17 protein-coding genes are annotated in these 16,648 nt (G+C 66.2%); 8 read left to right on the top strand and 9 right to left on the bottom strand.

Annotation, left to right across the window (positions count from 1 at the left end; genetic code table 11):
• Positions 1-74: 74 nt before the first annotated feature.
• Positions 75-434, top strand: a complete 360-nt coding sequence (locus tag ACQR1F_RS09875) for a hypothetical protein (protein ID WP_315801052.1) — start codon at positions 75-77, stop codon at positions 432-434.
• Between the two features lie 21 nt (positions 435-455).
• Here ACQR1F_RS09875 and ACQR1F_RS09870 read toward each other — a convergent pair whose 3' ends face one another.
• Positions 456-1,667, bottom strand: coding sequence for an alpha/beta hydrolase (locus ACQR1F_RS09870; RefSeq protein WP_315801051.1), 1,212 nt, complete (start codon positions 1,665-1,667; stop codon positions 456-458).
• A 340-nt stretch (positions 1,668-2,007) separates the two neighbouring features.
• Between ACQR1F_RS09870 and ACQR1F_RS09865 the strand changes: the two genes are divergently transcribed.
• Together ACQR1F_RS09865 and ACQR1F_RS09860 are read left to right on the top strand one after the other, a co-directional pair.
• Entirely contained in the window at positions 2,008-3,381 is a 1,374-nt protein-coding gene (locus ACQR1F_RS09865; protein ID WP_434846315.1) for an APC family permease, read from the top strand.
• A gap of 1 nt (position 3,382) precedes the next feature.
• Positions 3,383-4,621 (top strand): hypothetical protein, encoded by a 1,239-nt coding sequence (locus tag ACQR1F_RS09860; protein ID WP_434912935.1) that lies wholly within the window; start codon positions 3,383-3,385, stop codon positions 4,619-4,621.
• A gap of 9 nt (positions 4,622-4,630) precedes the next feature.
• Here the strand turns inward: ACQR1F_RS09860 and ACQR1F_RS09855 are convergent, their stop codons facing one another.
• Positions 4,631-4,843, bottom strand: a complete 213-nt coding sequence (locus ACQR1F_RS09855) for a hypothetical protein (RefSeq protein WP_434912934.1) — start codon at positions 4,841-4,843, stop codon at positions 4,631-4,633.
• Between the two features lie 163 nt (positions 4,844-5,006).
• A complete protein-coding gene (yidD, locus tag ACQR1F_RS09850; protein ID WP_315801047.1) occupies positions 5,007-5,357 on the bottom strand; it encodes a membrane protein insertion efficiency factor YidD in 351 nt (116 codons plus the stop codon).
• Positions 5,358-5,619: 262 nt separating this feature from the next.
• On the opposite strand from yidD, the gene ACQR1F_RS09845 reads away from it, so the two are divergent.
• Positions 5,620-6,513, top strand: coding sequence for a hypothetical protein (locus ACQR1F_RS09845; RefSeq protein ID WP_315801046.1), 894 nt, complete (start codon positions 5,620-5,622; stop codon positions 6,511-6,513).
• 134 nt (positions 6,514-6,647) lie between these two features.
• Here ACQR1F_RS09845 and ACQR1F_RS09840 read toward each other — a convergent pair whose 3' ends face one another.
• Positions 6,648-7,109 carry an iron-sulfur cluster assembly scaffold protein gene (locus ACQR1F_RS09840; RefSeq protein ID WP_315801045.1) on the bottom strand — a complete coding sequence of 154 codons (462 nt, stop codon included), beginning with the start codon at positions 7,107-7,109 and terminating at the stop codon, positions 6,648-6,650.
• 227 nt (positions 7,110-7,336) lie between these two features.
• On the opposite strand from ACQR1F_RS09840, the gene folE reads away from it, so the two are divergent.
• The 4 genes from folE (at position 7,337) to ACQR1F_RS09820 (ending at position 11,137) form a co-directional block, all read left to right on the top strand.
• Positions 7,337-8,044: a GTP cyclohydrolase I FolE gene (gene folE / locus ACQR1F_RS09835; RefSeq protein ID WP_315801044.1), complete on the top strand. Its 708-nt coding sequence runs from the start codon at positions 7,337-7,339 to the stop codon at positions 8,042-8,044.
• A 27-nt stretch (positions 8,045-8,071) separates the two neighbouring features.
• Positions 8,072-8,497, top strand: a complete 426-nt coding sequence (hisI, locus tag ACQR1F_RS09830; protein WP_315801043.1) for a phosphoribosyl-AMP cyclohydrolase — start codon at positions 8,072-8,074, stop codon at positions 8,495-8,497.
• A 149-nt stretch (positions 8,498-8,646) separates the two neighbouring features.
• Entirely contained in the window at positions 8,647-9,672 is a 1,026-nt protein-coding gene (locus ACQR1F_RS09825) for a lytic transglycosylase domain-containing protein (RefSeq protein ID WP_315801042.1), read from the top strand.
• Positions 9,673-9,961: 289 nt separating this feature from the next.
• On the top strand, positions 9,962-11,137 hold the full coding sequence (locus ACQR1F_RS09820) for a DUF2336 domain-containing protein (RefSeq protein WP_315801041.1): 1,176 nt from the start codon (positions 9,962-9,964) through the stop codon (positions 11,135-11,137).
• Between the two features lie 170 nt (positions 11,138-11,307).
• Here ACQR1F_RS09820 and ACQR1F_RS09815 read toward each other — a convergent pair whose 3' ends face one another.
• The 5 genes from ACQR1F_RS09815 to ACQR1F_RS09795 all read right to left on the bottom strand — a co-directional run bounded on the left by ACQR1F_RS09815 (position 11,308) and on the right by ACQR1F_RS09795 (position 16,476).
• Entirely contained in the window at positions 11,308-11,892 is a 585-nt protein-coding gene (locus ACQR1F_RS09815; protein ID WP_315801040.1) for an Hpt domain-containing protein, read from the bottom strand.
• Between the two features lie 124 nt (positions 11,893-12,016).
• Positions 12,017-12,562, bottom strand: coding sequence for a response regulator (locus ACQR1F_RS09810; RefSeq protein ID WP_172107934.1), 546 nt, complete (start codon positions 12,560-12,562; stop codon positions 12,017-12,019).
• 123 nt (positions 12,563-12,685) lie between these two features.
• Positions 12,686-13,465, bottom strand: a complete 780-nt coding sequence (locus ACQR1F_RS09805) for an NAD kinase (RefSeq protein ID WP_315714654.1) — start codon at positions 13,463-13,465, stop codon at positions 12,686-12,688.
• 161 nt (positions 13,466-13,626) lie between these two features.
• On the bottom strand, positions 13,627-15,774 hold the full coding sequence (locus ACQR1F_RS09800; protein ID WP_434892405.1) for a CHASE2 domain-containing protein: 2,148 nt from the start codon (positions 15,772-15,774) through the stop codon (positions 13,627-13,629).
• 18 nt (positions 15,775-15,792) lie between these two features.
• Positions 15,793-16,476: a hypothetical protein gene (locus ACQR1F_RS09795; RefSeq protein WP_315801038.1), complete on the bottom strand. Its 684-nt coding sequence runs from the start codon at positions 16,474-16,476 to the stop codon at positions 15,793-15,795.
• Positions 16,477-16,648 lie beyond the last annotated feature (172 nt).

Below are 16,648 nucleotides of genomic sequence, written 5' to 3'. Positions count from 1 at the left end.
GATTCTGCCTCGGCCGGCGAGTAGCATCGGCGGACGTCCTCGCGTGCCCACGGGGCGGACAAGAGAGATATGGCATGAAGAAGATGATGTTGAGCTTGGCCGCAGTGCTGCTGTGCACCCCTGCGCTGGCCCAGAGCGCGCCGATGGTCGGTGACCGCCCGCTGGTGCAGGTCAAGCCGAAGGGAACGAAGACCGCCGCCGCCGCGCCGGCCAAGCCGCAATCGGCAGCCGTCAAGCTCCAGGCCTGCCTGGACATCGACGACGGAACCAAGGAGCGGCTGAACTGCTATGACGCCGTCATTCCTCCGGCAGCCAAGCCGAAAGCGATGAAGGCCAAGACCGTCGCCGACTGCAAGTTCACCAAGGAAGAGGACGAGCGGCTCGCCTGCTTCAACGGCTTCGTCGAGAACATGCCGAAGCTGCCGAAGTCCTGAAGCGCGGCGTCGGCCGCCCGCTCAGCGGCTCGACACACGGTTCGAACTATCCTGGGCTCCGGCCGCAATCCGGATCGGCGGCTGGGCGGCCGCCATCTTCATCAGCACGTCCTTGATCGGTTGGCGGGTCCAGGCCTGCGTGACGTAGTCGCGATGGGTGATGCCCTCGTCGGTCTCGACGAAGACGACGCTGCCCGGCCGCAGCGGCCGGTCCATGCCCTCGGAGACCTCGATGCCGCGATTGCGCAGCATGGTCATCAGCTCCTGATCATGCCGCGCGGTATAGCGGGTGTAGGAGCTGATGAAGAAGCCGGAGCGGTTGCGCTCGATCCAGTTGGCGAATTTGTCGAGCTGGCCATAGACCGCATCGAGCAGCACCACGCCGCGCACGCGGTCGCTGATGCCGCCGACCTCGAGGCTCCAGGCCGTAGGGAGAAAGCCGCCGCTGTAGCCGACGATCACGATGGGCATGCCGGCGAAGGTCTTCGCGCTCGCGGGATCGCCGGTCAGGCGGGCGAGGCTGGCCGCAGCCTCGTCCATGAAGCGCTTGAAGCCGCCGGGCTGCCAAAACTTGCCGGCGCTCGAATCGGCGGCGTCGACGGCCATCTGCGGCGCGAGCAGCACCGCGTTGACGCCGGCCGCCGTGATCTGCTGCGGCACCAACTGGCGGTCGCGCACGTCGCGCTCCAGCGTGGCGCCGTTGCCGTGGAAGAACACGACGATCACGCCCGGCTTGCGCACATCGAACTGTTCGGGGACGTGCACCAGCACGCGGCTGTCGTTGTAGGTCTGGTCCTGCCAGTAGACGCGGCCGGAGAAGCTGCGGTGGCCGCGTCGCTCACCGTTGCTGACGTTCAGGAACGGCGCGTCGGAGGCTGGGTTGTTGCCGAAATAGGGAAAGGCCGACGACTTCATGCTGACGAGGGTCGTCAGATCCTCACGCTGCCGCCGTTCCGGCCGTTGCGGCTCCAGCGATGCGATCTGAGAGGGCGCGGGCTTCGAAGCGAAGTCGGAGGGCGTGTGAAGCCGGAAGCTCTCCTGCGCGGACGGGAAGCGGTCGCTGAATTCAGGTACCGGAAAACGGTCGTCGAAGGTCAGCCCCTGGGCCGTCGATGCGTTGGCGGCCAACGCCTCGGGATTCGGCGCCTTGCCGCAATGCGTGACGGAAAGACAGATTGCCAGCGCCGATGCCGCGCGCCACCAGAGGCGCAAGCCCTGGCGCACAGACCTCATGACGTTCTGGTGTTCCCCGATCATCCGTCCCCAAAGACGCGTTCGAGCCCCAACGCGGCTCTTCAACCAGCGGATTTCGTTCAACCTGCGCCGCCGAAATTGAGGTCGCGTTAAGGATCGTGTCCGGTCAACCCCGGGCGCACCGGGACACACCACGCGAACGTGTCGCGATTGTGGGTCGTTTGGCCGCCCGATGCAATGCCGCAGCCTGCCCCGGCCGAAATCGGTTCAAAAATACCCTTGAGGAAGGTCATATTTAATGCCCGTTAACGATGTTTGAATGCTTCGGCGGGAACCTGGGCTGAGGCAGAGGAAGGGGCGCACGGCGTCCCTCGACGAAATGGCTGCATCCGAGGCGGACGATCCCAGCCTGGGCCGGGCGGACGGCGACCGGGTTCCATCCGTGTCCCTGCCGGTCGCGACCGCCATCGTCATCGCCGACATGATCGGGGTCGGCGTCTTCACCAGCCTCGGCTTCCAGGTCCGCGACATCCCATCCGGCTTCTCCATCCTGGCGCTGTGGGCGGTGGGCGGACTGGTGTCGATCTGCGGGGCGCTGGCCTACGCCGAACTCGGCACGATGTTTCCTCGCTCCAGCGGCGAGTACAATTTGCTTACGCGGGCGTTCCACCCGGCGATCGGCTTCATGGCCGGGTGGGTCTCGGCGACCGTGGGCTTCGCAGCGCCCGTGGCACTCGCGGCCATGGCGTTCGGAGAATATGGCCGTGCCGTCATCCCGGGCGCTCCGCCGATGCTGCTCGCCACGGGCGCAGTCTGGCTCGTGACGGCAGTGCAACTCGGCGGCATCAGGCAGTCGAGCCGCTTCCAGCTGTTGTCGACCGTGCTGAAGCTCGGGCTCATCACCGCCTTCCTGATCGCCGGCTATACCATTGCCGCCCCGCAACCGGTGACGTTCCTGCCGGCCACGACCGATCTCGGCCACGTGACGAGCGCTGCGTTCGCGACTGGACTGGTTTTCGTCATGTACGCGTTCTCCGGCTGGAACGCGGCGACCTACATCATCGGCGAGTTGCATGCGCCTGAGCGAACCTTGCCGCGCGCGCTGCTGCTGGGCACCGTGATCGTTCTGGTGCTCTACATTGCGCTCAACGCGGTTTTCCTGCGGGCTGCACCGATGGACGCGCTCGCGGGCCAGCTCCAGGTCGCAAGCATCGCGGGCAGTCATATCTTCGGCGAGACCGGCGGGCGCTTCGTGGCCGCGATGATCTGCATCGGACTGGTTCCTTCCATCGCCGCGATGATGTGGATCGGCCCGCGCGTGCTGATGACGATGGGCGAGGACATTCCGGCGCTGTCGGTGTTCGCGCGGCGCTCGCGCAACGGGGCGCCGGCCTATGCCGTGCTGTTCCAGCTCACGGTGGCCACCCTGATGCTGTTCACGGAGAGCTTTGAGGCGGTGCTGGACCTGGTCCAGTTCTCGCTGTTGTCCTGCTCGTTTCTCGCTGTGGTCGGACTGTTCAAGCTGCGCATCGCGCAGCCGGACCTCCCGCGACCCTATCGCGCCTGGGGCTATCCGGTCACGCCGTTGATCTTCCTCAGCGTGACCTTCTTCATGATGTACTATCTCGTCATGACGCGGCCGTTGCAGGCAGGGCTCGGCGCAGGCGCAATGGCGTCGGGACTGGTGATCTATTGGTTCGCTCACGCGCGGTCGCGCCGTGTCGCCGCAACGCTCGCATCGGGTTCGGATTGAAATGCTGTGGGTCTCGAGAGTCTGGTTCGCCGTCGCATGTCTTATGCTTGCCCTGAGCTTCGAGGCTCGGGCTCAGACCATCACGCCGGATGATACGGCGCGGGTGCTGGCGGGGATCGCGCCGGCGGCGGGCTCGCCACTCGCGCCCTTCGTACAGGATCCGGCGTGGCGGCGGCACGCGGCTTTCTTCGACAACGCCTTCAATCAGCTCGAGCAGCGGCAGTTGTCGAAGATCAGGGCCTGGACGGATGCCAATCTGACGGCCCCGCAGCCGGCGATGTTCTATTTCTTCTCGGGGCCGGATTTTCTCTATGCCGACGCCTTTCACCCGAAGGCAACGACCTATGTCCTGGCGGCGCTCGAGCCAACCGGCCCGATCCCGGACCTGTCCAGATTGCCGCGCGGCGGCATTGGCCCGGCACTGTCCTATGTCGAACGCTCGTTGCAGTCGATCCTGAGCTTCTCCTTCTTCATCACCAAGGACATGAAGGTCGACCTGCGCGAAGGCGAGCTCGAAGGGACCTTGCCGATCCTCTACGTGTTCCTGGCACGCACCGGCAAGACGATCCGCGAGGCGAGCCTGATCTGGTTGGACGAGAACGGCGGATTGCACGGCAACTCCGAGCCGCCGGCGCGCAATGCGACAAAGGGCGCGCGTATTCTGTTCGCCGGCGCCGACGGGGTCGTGAAGACGCTCTATTACTTCTCCACCGATCTCTCCGATTCCGGCGTGAAGGCGAGTGGGCTGCTCAAGTTCTGCGAGCCGCTGGGGCCAGGCGACAGCCTGCTGAAGAGCGCGTCCTATCTGTTGCATGAGAACGGCTTCGGACGGGTCCGCAGCTGGCTGCTCAAGAACAGTGCGACCGTCGTCCAGGATGATTCCGGCATCCCGCTCGCGAGCTATGAGGCGCGGGCCTGGCGTTTCCTGCCGTTCGGACGCTACGCCGGGCCGATCGACAAGTTTCCGGACATGTACCAGAGGAGCTATGCGAAGCTGTTCGAGCGTGCGCAGCCGCTGGAGTTCGGGATCGGCTATCGCTGGCGAACGCGGGAATCGAATGTCCTGCTCGCGGTGAGATCGCCTCCTGCCGACGCGACGGTGTCGGCCGAAGCGAGCGCCCCTCCAGAGACGGATTATCAGCCGCCGCCGCGCGCCCGGCGCGTGCCGCGGACGCCGGAGCCCGTTCCTCTCTATCCGCCGCCGCGGCGCGACGATTTCATCTTTTGGCCGAGATGGTAGGGGTGAATCTCACCAGTGCACGCTCTGGCTGGGCACGATGTAGGACGTCGTCGGCGGGGGCAGGGCGGTGCTGTCGGCGAGATAGCGCCAGGCACCGACAACGACGATCAACAAAGCGATGATGCAGAGCAGGTCCACCTGACGGGCATCGTGGTGGTCGGCATGGTCGGGACCGATGCTCTTGCGCGATCGGTTGCTTCTGGGACTGATTGTCCAGCGCATCGTTGTCTCCTCCCGAAGGAAGCGTCACATCAATGCAGGCCGAGGCAGCGCGGTTCCTGCTGGGAGCGCCGGCTCTTGGCGTAAGAATAAGCCTGACTACAGATTTCGCCAGGCCCTTTTGCTGCAGATCAATCGACGGGCGAGGCGTCTGTTGCGCTGCACATCAGTCCGGGCCGTTGACGCCGCGCCATCGCGCGTAGCGCCACGGCAGGTACCAGCGGGCGCGCACAGGAGCCGTCGTTGGGACGTTGTCGATGCCCGAGGTGCCAAAGGGCTGGCAGCGCAGCAGCCGAGCGAGTGTCATCCACCCACCCGCCCAGAGCCCGAAGCGTTCGATGGCTTCATCGGCATAGACCGAGCAAGTCGGCAGATGCCGGCAATTGTAGCCGACCAGTGGCGACAATGTGTGGCGATACAGCCAGATCAGCGCATGAGCAGCGCGCCGCGGGAGTCGGGCCAGCAGCGACCCGATGTGCGCAGAATGGCAGCCGATGTCAGAGCATGAGTGCTTCATGAGCGCGATGCAAGATGGATGGGCGAGCTTCTGACCGGTTCCTCGGCAGGGAACCCGGCTCTCGGTCATTTGTGGTGATGTGATGCAACAATGGCCGGTTTTCAGCGGCGTCGCAGCACGCCGCAGCTGGACGGTAGGTGATTGCCCGGATACGTTTCTCGGCAAGGATGTGACAGACTAATAACGGATTTGAGGCCAAGTTGTCAGGTCTTTCCGCAAGAAAACCGAGGAACTGCGTACCGAGCTTGACGAGGGGGACGGATTGCGCGTGAGATTGCTGCGGTCGCGTGAATTGCGCTGGATGCTACTCGGTGTTGCAGCGCTTGGGATGGTGGTCGGTGGCGCGATCACCATCATGTCAAACACGGCGCGCGCCGGCGGCGCGCTCGAAGAGCGCAAACTCCCGATGCGGTTTGGTTGGGTCGCCTGCGAGCCGAATTGCGGCTGGGTCAGCGCGGTCGGGATCGTCACCGGCGATACGCCAAAGGATTTCGAGGATTTCGCGAGGGATCGCGACCTGACTGGCACCACGCTGGTGCTCGATTCCAGCGGCGGCTCCGTCAATGACGCGATCACCTTGGGCCGCCGGTTCCGCGGCTTGAAGATGCGCACCACCGTCGGCATGACCCAACGCCCGAGCCGCGGGGGTGATCGGCCGCGGGTCATGCCCGAGGCCTATTGCGAGTCGATGTGCGTGTTCCTGCTGCTGGCCGGAACCACGCGTTATGTTCCGGATGCGGCCCATGTCCGCGTCCACCAGATCTGGATGGGAGACCGCGCCGACGACGCCAAGGCGGCGAGCTACACGGCGCAGGACCTGATGATCGTCGAGCGCGACATCGGGCGTCTCGCCAAATACACCTTCGACATGGGTGGAGCGGGCGATCTGCTGTCGCTGGCGCTGAACGTGCCGCCGTGGGAAGACCTGCATGAGCTGTCGCGCGCCGAACTGCGGCTCACCAATGTCGTGACCACGGATCTGATCGCCGAGGTGCTGCCGCCGAAGGGCACGACACCGGTCGCCGAGCTCGCGCCGAAGCCGCAGGCCAAGGACAAGCAGCAGGACCGCTTCCCCGTTGCGCTGGACAAGGCGCAACTGTCGCGTACCGCCGAGGCGTTGCCGCCCGCGACCGTCGCCGCGACGCCACAGCAATAGGCATCGACGTCGCCTGGGTGAGCCGGGCCTCGCGCCAAGAATCGGCGTGTCGAAATACTGCTCCCGCATGTCGCCGCGCTCATGCGGGCTACGGATCGGTCATTCTGCTCGCGCGGGCGGGAAGCGGCGTTGCCTCAGCCCTGGGCGGCGGCCGGTTCCGCGCCGTTGGCCTTCGCCTCGATCTGGCCGATGGCATCGACCACGGCATCGAAGGTCAGCATCGTCGAGGCGTGGCGGGCCTTGTAATCCCGGACGGGCTCGAGCAGGGCGATGTCGGCCCATTTGCCCTCCGGCGGCGCGCCGTTTTCCTTCAGCATCCTCCGGACCGTCTCCCGCAGCTCGCGCAGCTCCGCGGCGCTGGAACCGATAACGTGGCGGGCCATGATCGAGGAGGAGGCCTGGCCGAGGGCGCATGCTTTCACGTCGTGGGCGAAGTCGGTCACCACGGGCCCATCCATCTTGAGGTCGACCTTGACGGTCGAGCCGCAGAGCTTGGAATGGGCGGTGGCGGTGGCGTCCGGGTGGTCCAGCCGTCCGAGCCGCGGAATGTTGCCGGCCAGCTCGATGATGCGCTTGTTGTAGATGTCGTTCAGCATGTGCCTGACGTCCCGGAATTACCGGCGTGGCGGCCTTGGCGGCCGGGTTTCATCGCCCTATATTGCGAGTATATGGAAACGATTGGCAGGAATTCCAGCCACATCCACAGGCGTCCGGCGCCAGAGGCGCCAAGCCTGCGTGTGGCGCCTCTGCAGGTGACGCCCTCAAGGTGATGCTGTGCCGGTGACACTCCGGTCGGACCGCCGACCGGTCGAACGGAGTTGAGATGGACACTTTGATCAAGACGCTGCGCACCACCAAGCCCGAGGGCAAGCCGTTAGACGCCAAGCTGACCGACCCCCGCGCTGCAGAGCTCGATCCTGCCGATTTTCTTGCTGCTGCCGTGCGGCCGGACCGGCCACGGCCGTCGCGCGCCGAAGCCGAGGCCGCGGTTTACACGCTCCTGAACTATATCGGCGAGGATCCGACCCGCGAAGGGCTGGTCGATACGCCGCGCCGGGTCGTCGAGGCCTATGACGAGCTGTACCAGGGCTATCACCAGTGCCCGGCCGAGGTGCTCGACCGTACCTTTGGCGAGACCGCCGGCTACGACGACTTCGTCCTGATTCGCGACATCGAGTTCACGTCGCAATGCGAGCATCACATGATGCCCTTCTACGGCCGCGCGCATATCGCCTATACGCCGGTCGAGCGTGTCGTCGGCCTGTCCAAGCTGGCGCGCCTGACCGACATCTTCGCCCGCCGCCTGCAGACCCAGGAGCATCTGACCGCCCAGATCGCGGCTGCGATCGACGAGGTGCTGAAGCCGCGCGGCGTCGCTGTCATGATCGAGGCCGAGCACACCTGCATGTCGGTGCGCGGCGTCGCCAAGCACGGCGCCATCACCTTCACCAGCCGCTTCACCGGCATGTTCAGGGACAATCCGGCCGAGCAGGGGCGCTTCCTGTCGATGGTGCGCTCGCCGCAACGGTAAGACCAGCAACATCTTAGCGAGAGTTTCGTGTCCTCATCCTCAGTCGAGCGCGAGGAGGGCTTGGCCTTCCTGCCCAAGTTCGACGCGGCCGGCCTCGTCACGTGCGTGACGACGGACGCCGTGAGCGGCGACGTGCTGATGGTCGCCCACATGAACGAGGAGGCGCTGCGCAAGACGGTGGCAACCGGCGAAGCCTGGTATTTCAGCCGCTCGCGCAATGCGTTGTGGCGCAAGGGTGAGAGCTCGGGCCAGACCCAGCGCGTGGTCGAGATGCGCACCGATTGCGACCAGGACGCGGTCTGGCTGCGCGTCGAGCAGACCGGCGCGGCCTGTCACACCGGCCGCCACTCCTGCTTCTATCGCAAGGTGGAGCGGGCTGAGGGCGAGGGCGCGCGGCTGGTGTTTGTCGAGGCCGACCGGCTGTTCGATCCGGCCGAGGTCTATCGCAAGTAGGCCAGCGACCTTCCTCCGGGTCTGTCCTGTCGTTCATTGGCCCGGCCGGGCCCAGCGAATTAACCCGCCATTAACCATACCCGCCGCATTTTGCCGGACGTTTCCGGCGCGTTCGTCTGCCAGCGAATCTGCAAACAGCGGGTCTTCCCATGTCGGTCGACGCATCCAACTCCTCGTCCACCGGTTTCCTCGATGGCGTCCGGGCGAAGGTCGCCGGCGCGATCAAGCAGGCCGCCGACAGCGTCGGCACCAGCTTCGAATATCTGCTGTCGACCGCCAAGATGGAGTCCGACTTCAATCCGACCGCCGGCGCCTCGACGTCGTCAGCGCGCGGGCTCTACCAGTTCATCGACCAGACCTGGCTGGGCACGGTGAAGGAAGCCGGCGCCGATCTCGGCTACGGCCAATATGCCGACGCGATCACCCGGACATCGTCGGGCGACTATACGGTCAGCGATCCCGCCATGCGGCAGGCGATCATGAAGCTGCGCGACGACCCGCAGGCGTCGTCCGCCATGGCCGCTGCGCTCACGCAATCGAACAGCTTCCAGCTCACCGGCAAGATCGGCCGCCGGCCGACCGATGCCGAGCTCTACATGGCGCATTTCATGGGCGTCGGCGGCGCCGCGAAGCTGATCACCAGCGCCCGGGAGACGCCGAACGCATCGGCTACGCAGATGTTTCCCGGTGCCGCCGCGGCCAACCGGCCGATCTTCTACGATCGCGACGGACAAGCCCGCAGCGTGTCCCAGGTCTATGCAGTCCTGAACACGCGCTATGCCGGCGCCGCCAATTCCTCGGCCACCCGGGGCGCGCTTGCGCTCTACGGTGGGACGAATGTCGCGGCCAATGCGGCCGGCGGCGGCGCGCTACCGACGACCGACACCGCAACCTTCCTGTCGATGTTTCCGGATGCGCGCGGCTCATCCCGGGCCGGCGCCTCGACGACGGCCGACGCATCGGCCGTCAACCGTCCGGCGGATCCGATGTTTCGTTCGCTATTCCAGGTCGACGGCCAGTCGAGCCAGGCGGTCTCGCCAACCGTGCGCGAGTTGTGGGGCCATTCATCGGTTGCCAGTGCGACCCCGCCGGAGGGCGGCAGCAACGATGCCAGCGGCAATGGTCAGCGCAGGCTCGACCTGTTCAGCGATCCGCACGGCACCTTCTCGGGCTGATGCGCCGGCGCAGGCGGTCGCACGCGTCGCTGAACCATTGATCAAAAAGAACTATTTTTGACGTCCCGCCGCGGCTCGCACCGTCGGCGGCGGCCGCATTTCCCCCGTCGGATTACGGCCAAATGAGGCGTTGAGTGGTATCATAGTATAGAAACAACCTGTCGCCTTAACAAAACATCAACAAAACCAGCCACTTATGGTGAACGCTTTGTTAAGCGTCGTGGTTTATTTTCGGTGCTGTTGAGGCCCTCGTGGCCTTTGTCTGCAAGTTGCGTAAGCCGGAAAGACCATGATCGTTCGGCAGTTTCTCAGTTGGGTCAGAACCGCACCCGCCGGTGAGCGGGCAGAGGCCACCAGGGCGCTCGCGCGGGCGTGGTTGTTGTCGGATCTCTGCGACGAGGATCGCGGCGCCGCGGAGGGCGCGCTCCTTATGCTGTTGGACGATCCGTCGCCGCTGGTGCGGCAGGCGATGGCGGAGGTGTTCGCCCGCTCGGAGGAGGCGCCGGCCGCCATCGTCCAGGCGCTCGCCACCGACCAGGCTTCTGTCGCCGCCATCATCCTCGAATATTCGCCGCTGCTGATCGATGCCGACCTCGTCGACATCGTCGCGACTGGTAACTCCGAAACCCAATGCGCGATCGCGCGCCGCGTCGGCCTGCCGGCGCCGGTGTGCGCAGCGATCGCCGAGGTCGGCAGCGCCGCTGCAGCGCTCGAGCTGATCGAGAATGCTTATGCCGAGCTGGCGCCGTTTTCCTGGGACCGCATCGTCGAGCGTCACGGCCATCTCGCCGCCATCCGCGAAGCGATGCTGGTGCTGGACGATCTGCCGGCCGCGACGCGCGCGGCGCTGGTCGACAAGCTCTCAGAGACACTGGCGCAGTTCGTGGTCGCCAGGAACTGGCTCAGCGCCGACAGGGCAGGGCGCATCACCAATGAGGCGCGCGACCGCTCGACCATCACCATCGCGGCGCGCTCGCGCGGCGAGGAGCTGCGCGGGCTGGTCCAGCATCTGCGCGCAACCTCGCAACTCACCGCGGGTCTGATCCTGCGCGCGCTGCTCTCCGGCAATGTCGAATTATTCGAGATCGCGCTGTCGGAGCTCGCCGACATGCCACGGGCGCGGGTGGCGGCGCTGCTCAACGATCGCGGCCGCGCCAGCCTGCAGGGGCTGCTGCGCAAGGCGGGCATTCCCGACACCACCTTCGACGCCTTCAGCATCGCGCTCGAGGTCTGCCGCGAGAACGGCTTTGCCGACACCTTGAGCGGGGCAGCGATCCTGCGCCGCAAGATGGTGGAGCGCGTGCTCACCCATTGCGCCACCGACCGCGACGCGGCGGCGCCGCTCTTGATCCTGCTGCGCCGCTTCGCCACCGAATCCGCGCGCGACGAGGCCCGTGAGTTCTGCGACGAGGTGATGGCCGAGGATTTCGTCGCCGGGCTGGAGTTCGGACTGATCGCGGCGTGAACCGTGTGCGCTGCCGTAGGGTAGGCAAAGGCGCGTCGCAGATATTGCCACGTTCGAGCGCGCGGGGGCGTCGTGCCCACCGACTTGCTGCAAAGACTGCCGATCCATGATGGGCACGCGACCGCCCCTTTGCGGCGGCGCTTTGCCCATCCTACGTGATCGCCATCCGATTACGGCTGATCGCTCGGCACGAGGCTCGGCGCCAGGATCGCTTCGAGATGCTCCGGCCGGTTGCGGTTGACCTGGATCAGATAGTCGTCCGCCACGCGGCGCAGCCGGCGGCTCAGTTCGCCTGCGACCGTCGCGCTGTCATACTTCGTATGATCATGCACGATCGCCTGGATCGCGTTGACGTGATGCTCGAACAGCTCGGCCGGGACCTTTTCGAGATCCGGCGCGTGCTCGATGATCCGGCAAAGGCTGTCGGCAACCTCGGCGGCGGCGGGATAGCCGAAGGTCGCGGCGTCGCCCTTGATGTCGTGTGCCGCGCGGAACATCTCCTCGCAGGCATCGTCGTCGAAGCCGGTCTTGAGGACTGCTGCATAGGCTTTCGTCAGGCGATCGGCCTCGGTGTCCATCCACGACTTGAACTCGCCGGACAGCCCTTCGAGCGCGGCTTCGGCACGCGCGATCGGATCGTCGAGATCCTTCTCTTCGGCGCGACGCAGCACCTTCTTCAGCGGATTGGGCTGGGTGATGACGTGATGCGAGGCGTAGGTCTTGACTTGGATCGCCGGGGTCTTGTCTTTTGCCATCTCGATATCCCCTGATGATGCCGACCAGCGCACTTCGACGCATCGCCCCGATTCATATCCGAGGAGCTTGGAGCGCTGGGCGCCGATCCCCGGATTGCGTTAACGCCGGCTCACTGCCGCGCCCCTAAACTGCGGAGCGCGCTTTATCCAGAAGTGACGGCTGCTGGAAAATCTCCGCCTCGCCGCCGATCCGGCGCTCGGGCCCGATATAGGCCGTGTTGGTGTTGCGGCGCCGGTCCGGGCCGAAATAGGTCTTTGTCTTGATGAAGGGGCGCGGATTGGCGACCACGTTGAGGATGCGCTGATACAGGCCTTTGGCCGAGATCGGCTTGGCGAGGAATTCCGTCACGCCGGCGTCGCGCGCGACGGTGACCCGGCGCTTCTCCGAATGCCCTGTCAGCATGATGATCGGCGCGTAGGGATTGCCCTTGGCTTCCGGCTGCCGGATCATCTGCGCGAGCTCGAGGCCGTCGAAGATCGGCATTGCCCAGTCGGTGATGACGATATCAGGCGAGAAATGAGTGTACATCTCGAGAGCGGTCGCGCCGTCCTCGGCCTCGTTGACCTCGCGGGCGCCGAACGAATGCAGCAATGTGCGCAGGATGCGGCGCATGTGCGGGTTGTCGTCGCAGACGAGAAAGCGCAGCTTGTTGAAGTCGATGCGATACATTTGGGCCGGCCCGGAGGGATCACCGGTGAAGGTGGTCAACGCGCATTAACCATACGGAGCCGCGGGTTAACAAAGCGTTGCGCGGGGCGGCTGAGGCGCAAAAAGGCGCGGACAACCGAGATGTCAGTAGCCGAACTGCTCGCTCAGGATCCGCTCTTCCAGGCTGTGGCCGGCGTCGAACAGCATCCGCATCGAGATCGTCTTGTCGGAAAGCACCTCGACCCGCTGGACGTTGCGGACCTCGTCATGGTCGGCCACCGCCGCGACCGGCCGCTTGTCGCCTTCGAGCACCTCGATGATCACATAGGCGGTGTTCGGCAGCAGGGCGCCGCGCCAGCGCCGCGGCCGGAACGCGCTGATCGGCGTCAGCGCCAGCAGCGCGGCGTTGATCGGCAGGATCGGGCCCTGCACGGAGAGATTATAGGCGGTGGAGCCCGCGGGCGTCGCGACGAGCACGCCGTCGGCGATCAGCTCCGGCATGCGCTCGCGCTCATCGATCAGGATGCGCAGCCGCGCGGTCTGTGCCGTCTGGCGGAACAGGTAGACCTCGTTGATGGCGTGGTGGATGTGAACGACGCCCGCGGCATCCGTCGCCCGCATCAGCAGCGGATGAATCACCGATTCCTGCGCCGCTTCGAGCCGCCCGTGCAGATCGATCGTGCTGAATTCGTTCATCAGGAAGCCGACCGTGCCGCGATGCATGCCGTAGATCGGCTTTCCCGAGCGCATGTGGTCGTGCAGCGTCTGCAGCATCAGGCCGTCGCCGCCGAGCGCGACCACGACGTCCGCCAGGTCCGGATCGGAGTTGCCATAGAGCGCGGAGAGCTGCGTCAGCGCGGCCTGGGCCTCGGCGCTCGGACTCGCAACGAAGGCGATCCGCTCATATCGCTTGGACGTGGTCATGCGTCGCAGGGCTCGCTGGTCGGTTGGCCGGTAACAGGCGCCGTGTCGTCTAGCCGACCTTGCCCGTGCTTGTCCATCGCGGCCGGTATCCTGGGGCAATGGGGCCGGGATGAGGCTGATGTGGCCAGGACATACGCGCACGCGCGGAAGTCATCGGGGCGTCATTTTTCCTGCAGGCTGCGCACGGGATCCCAGGACGAGGAGCCGGTCCGCAGGGTTGCTTTCGCCCGCTCGGCGAAGAAGCGGCTCGGAGGATCGCTCGGTGCACCCCGCGCGAAGCAGTCCGCCGCTTGCGGCAGCTCGCGGGCGCGCCAATGCGCGAGGCCTGCGGCATAGCCGATGAGGAGGGCCTGTTCCTCCGGCGTGAGCTCGGCTGCGCGGCCATGCAGCTCGTAGATCTTCAGCGACTGCTCGCGACCCTTGACCCGGATGGTGTCGAGCTCGCGCCAGGCGAACTCGGTGCCGGCGAGCGCGACCGTGCTCTCGGAGGCGATGATCGTGGTGCCATAGAACTTGTTGGCGCCCTCGAGCCGCGAGGCGACGTTCACGGCGTCGCTCATCACGGAATAGTTGAAGCGGCGCTGCGAGCCGAAATTGCCGACCAGCGCGGCGCCGCTGTTGATGCCGATGCGCTGTGCCACCTTGATGCCCTGGAACGCCGTCGACGTATTGTTGAGCTCGGCGAGCTTCGCCTTGCAGTCGAGCGCCGCGCGCGCCGCGCTGCGCGCATGATCGGGATCGTCGAGCGGAGCGCCGAACACGGCGACCACGGAGTCGCCGATGTATTTGTCGACATAGCCGTCGTGGCTTTCGATGACGTCGGTCATGGCCGAGAGATATTCGTTGGTGAGGGCCATGAGCTGCTCCGGCGTCATCTGCTCGGCGAGGCGCGAGAAGCCCTCGATGTCGGAGAAGAACACGGTGACCTCGCGGGTCTCGCCGCCGAGTTGCGGCAGCCGGCGCGAAGCGAGCATGCGGTCGATCTCGTGCGGTGCGAGGTAATAGGCAAAGCTCTTCTGCAGCAGCCTGCGGTCCTTGTCGGTGACCATGAAGCGATAGCCGGTGGTCGCTGCCAGCGCGAGCACGCCCGCTGCGAGCGGCTCCGCCAGGGGCAGCGCGTAGGCATGGTCGAAGAGAGCGGTTGCGAGCACGGTGTAGAGCAGGGCGGCCACGGCCAGGATGGCCGCTGCGGAGGCGGGCCGCAGCAGTCGGGCGAGCAGCGCGGCAAGCAGCGCGATGGTTGCGGCGATGGCGTAGATCGCAGGGCGTCCGAGTTCGGTTGCCGCGTCCTGCCGCACCAGATTGTTCACCGCCGTGGCGTGGATGTAGACGCCGGCAATGGTGCTGCGGGCGAACGTCTCGGCGATCCTGCGCTCGTCCAGCACGCAGCGCGGCCGCCGCGCGCCCTCGGCACGGGTTGCGAAGCGCTTCGAGGTGAGCCGCCGATCCTCGATCCCGACGGTGCCGAGCAGGACGACCTTGCCGGCGAACTCGCGGCGGAAATAGTCCTTGTCGCCTTTCAGCGCGCAGGCGCGCAAGTCGGCGAACGAGTAGGTCGGAATGTCCTGGGCGCCGCCGGCAAAATTCAGGGTCATGGTGCTCGGCACGCTGCCGGGCACCTTGTACGCACCGAGTGTGACGCCGTCAGCGGCAATGAGCGGCGCGGTGCCGGTTGCGCGCCCCGCCAGTTCCAGCGCCATGCTCGGGACTGCCTTGCCGTCGACCGACAGCGTCAGCGGATGGCGGCGGACGACATCGTCGCTGTCAGTATAGGTGTTGAGCGGACGAAGATTCTGCTGCTGGCGCACCGCGATGCGCTGGCCGGGCGCGGGCAGGATCGGCGGCTCGGCAAAGATCTCGCCCAGCACCACCTTGCCGCCGGCGGCCGCGGCAGCGAGCGCGCGCAGGAAGTCGCGATCGAAGCCGCGCGTCTTCTCGCCGAGGGTGCTGTCGCCGAGCGGAATCTCCGACTGCTCGATCGATGTCTGGAACACGATGTCGAAGCCGACCACCTTGGCGCCGCCATCGAGCACCGCCGTCATCACGCGGCCGATCTCGCCGGTCCATGTCAACAGCGGCGCACCCTTGAAGGGGGGCGCCTGGTAGCTCTCCTCGTCGACCGCGATCACCACCGCCGGACTCGCCGCCGCATCGTGACGGTTGCCGAAGGTCTCGAAGCGCAGCCATGTCAGCGCATCCAGCGACAGGCCACGGCCGCGCTCGAAGACTGGCGACACGAACAGGCCCGCGCACGCCAGCGCGATGGCGATGACGGCAATGGCGTCGCGCGTCCGGCGTCCGATCGCCACCGATAAAAGCCTTCGGTCTCAGTTGAACCGGATCAATCGCCCGACCGCGGGTCCAGGCCCCGCCTTGGCCTGTGCGTCGACCTTGAACACGATCCGCGCGTTGCTGAAGCTCGCAACATAGGTGCCGCCGGGCGTGAGCGGGTGGCTGGTGCCGGCGAAATCGTAGAATCGTCCCTTGTATTGCCGGCCCGAGAGCTCGACCTGCTGGCGCTCGCCGGGCTGGTCGAGGCGCTCGACGACCAGCGTGCCGCGGCCCTTGGCCTCGAAGATGGGCGAGGCGCTGTAGATGATCGCCTGCGCCACCGGTGCGCTGTCCGGTCCGACGCTGCGCACGATCGTGGCCGCGACCTCGCTGGTCTCGCGCGAGGTGGCCTGTGCGTGGCTGGCGTCGCAATTGACGATGTCGCTCTTGAGCGTCGCGCCGTCGACCGTGCTTTCGCCGGGTCCCACGGTGACGCTGCCGGCGCCGTTGACCGTCTCGCGCCGGCACGATTTGAGGTAGCTCATCACCACGGCGCCATCCGGGCCAAGCTTGATCACCTGGCCGGGCGCCACATAGTCCATCAGCTCGGCGCCGGCCACATCCCCCTGGACGTCCTCGACCAGCGCCGCCGGCGGGCCGGCCCAGGCCGCCGGCGGTCCAATCACGACCGGTCCGGCGAGCCCGGTGAGGGCTGCGATGATGAGCGTCGGCAACTTCATGATGAACTCCGTGATCGCGATCGGCGGCGCGCCTCTTGTCCCAAACCTGGGTGTCCCGGTGATGGGACGTCGGAAGCGCTGGAGAGGTTCGAGCCCATAACACACCTGAGGGGACCAGGCACGGGTGCTGATGTGACCTGGATCACGGAAGAGTTGCTTGAGCTTGCTCCCA

This window comes from Bradyrhizobium sp. HKCCYLS3013 (assembly GCF_051167615.1).
GTDB lineage: Bacteria > Pseudomonadota > Alphaproteobacteria > Rhizobiales > Xanthobacteraceae > Bradyrhizobium.
Note: the sequence above shows the minus strand (reverse complement) of the source record. Positions and strands in the feature narration are given on the sequence as shown.